2 protein-coding genes are annotated in these 2,145 nt (G+C 69.0%); one reads left to right on the top strand and one right to left on the bottom strand.

Annotated elements, in window-relative coordinates; all coding sequences use genetic code 11:
* Positions 1-1,245: helix-turn-helix transcriptional regulator (locus ACFWJ4_RS15540; RefSeq protein WP_380543847.1), on the bottom strand; the 1,245-nt coding region annotated here is incomplete at its 3' end.
* A gap of 401 nt (positions 1,246-1,646) precedes the next feature.
* Between ACFWJ4_RS15540 and panD the strand changes: the two genes are divergently transcribed.
* Entirely contained in the window at positions 1,647-2,069 is a 423-nt protein-coding gene (panD, locus tag ACFWJ4_RS15535; protein ID WP_380543844.1) for an aspartate 1-decarboxylase, read from the top strand.
* The last annotated feature ends 76 nt before the right edge of the window (positions 2,070-2,145 follow it).

Below are 2,145 nucleotides of genomic sequence, written 5' to 3'. Positions count from 1 at the left end.
CCCTTTTTCTTGGTGGTGGGGGGGCTTTTTTTTTTGTAATCCCCCCGGGGGGGGGGGGCCCCCCGGCCCCCCCCCCCGGCCCCCCCACGCGGAGGTGCCCAACCACTTCTTGAACGTGCGCTGGAAGTGACTCAGTTCCTGATAGCCGACCGTACGGGAGACATCGGTGATCGACATGGTGGTGTTGCGCAGCAGGTGTCCGGCCTCGGTCAGCCGCAGCGCGGTGACGAAGTCGATGAACCGCCAGCCGGTCTCCTGCTTGAAGCGGCGGGAGAAGTGATATTGGCTCATGTACGCACTGCGCGCGACACGACCGAGTGTCAGACCGCTGTCCGCGTAGTTCCCCCGCAGGTACGCCACGGCGGCCCGCATGTTCGGCGAGAGCGTGAGCCGGTCGGTGTCCGGCAGTTGCAGGTCCCGTCCGACCTTCGCGGGCTCGACCGCCGACTCGACCGGTTGCCGGGTGAGGAAGACCCGCTGGTCGGCGTGGCGGTAGCCGGGCAGCGTCCGGATGAGCTGGTGCGGGGGACGGATCTCGACACCGGCGGGCGCGATCAGCACCCGGCACTGGTGCAGCCAGGGCTGCAGCCGCGGCCAGGTGAACCTGTCGTCCTCCGTGCACAGTTCCGGGGTGAGCACCTCGGCGGCCCGGTCGGCGATCCGTGCCCAGTCCGCCAGGTCGAGCTGCCGCGGCGAGAGCAGGCTGTCGGCGCCCTCGTGCCGCATCCGCGCCACCGTGGCGTAGCTCTCGTCCCCGAGCGACAGCGCGAGGTCGCAGATGCCGTCGTAGGCCCGGCGCTGCAGCCGGCGGTCCACCCGCAGCGTGAACAGGCTTCCGACCATCTCGCAGGCCGTGTGCCAGTCGTCGAACACCACCACCTCGGCCAGCTCGACCTTGGGGCTCGTGTTGAAGTAGGTGGCGAAGTCCATGACGCCCAGCGCCTGCGCGTTGTAGTAGGCGACGATGTCGCTCAGCGAGCTCTGCCCGTGCAGCCGGCGCACCGCCGGCAGCTCCGGCAGCACGCTCGCGTGCGAGAGCACCCGGTCGCTGTCGTCGGTCAAGTAGGCCACGCTGCGTCCCTGTTCGAGCGCGTGACCGGCGACCAGCAGTCCGGTGAGCGAGCGGTCGTGGCCCGCCGGAACGTCCAGCATGACGTCCGCGTCGCTCATTCTGGCGCGGTACGCATCGAGCACGCGGTGCTCGGACTCACCGAGTTGTCGAGGATCCGTCAAGGCAGCGATCATTTTTCCCCCTTGTGCAGATATAGCTCGCTGACCGCGCGCGAAGGCGCCTCCCCGCCGTCGACGGGTGTCCGATCGGCACCACGTCACGGCCTGCTCGAACCGGACTCGACGGCGATCCCGGTGGCAGCGCGCGGACAGGTCACAGTGCCGAGGACGATTCCCCCGACGCGAGCAGAACCTCCCCAACGAGTCCCGCCGGCCACGGTGTCCCCGGGCGTGAACCCGTTCGATGGTCACATCACGCCGCGAACGCGTCAACCCGCATCTGTGACCCCTGACCACCGCACTTCCCGCCGCGGAGCCCTGATCGTGACGGAGCGTCAGCCGGAACCGCGGAGAGGTCTCCCGTGTTCGCCGAGGGCGTCACGGTGCCAGTACACCCTGTCAAAGAAGGAGCAGTCATGTATCGCACCCTGATGCGGTCGAAGATCCACCGGGCCACGGTGACCCAGGCCGACCTGCACTACGTCGGCTCGCTCACCATCTGCGCCGACCTGATGGAGGCCGCCGACCTGGTGGCCGGCGAGAAGGTCGACATCGTCGACATCAACAACGGGCAGCGGCTGTCCACCTATGTGATCGAGGGGCCGCGCGGCAGCGGTGTGATCGGCATCAACGGCGCCGCCGCCCGGCTCATCGGCGTCGGCGACCTTGTGATCATCATCGCCTACGCGCAGGTGCACCAGGACGAACTCGGCAAGCTCGAACCCCGGGTGGTCTTCGTCGACGAGAGCAACCGGATCCTGCACGAGGGCTCCGATCCGGCCGACGTGCCGGCCGAATCCGGCCTGGTCCGCGGTGACACCCTCGCGAACGGGAACTGAGCCTGGGTCACCGCACAGCGGGTCCATGGGATTCCGCCACGGCGGCCGGGCCGGGCCGGGGCGATCGCGTGCGCCG

It is taken from the genome of Kitasatospora sp. NPDC127067, from assembly GCF_042724755.1.
Lineage (GTDB): Bacteria > Actinomycetota > Actinomycetes > Streptomycetales > Streptomycetaceae > Kitasatospora > Kitasatospora lactacystinica.
This window is presented reverse-complemented; position numbering and strand designations above follow the sequence as displayed.

Excerpts from the sequence above, each read along its gene's own strand:
- panD (WP_380543844.1), top strand. The coding sequence starts at position 1,647 with ATGTATCGCACCCTGATGCGGTCGAAGATCCACCGGGCCACGGTGACC.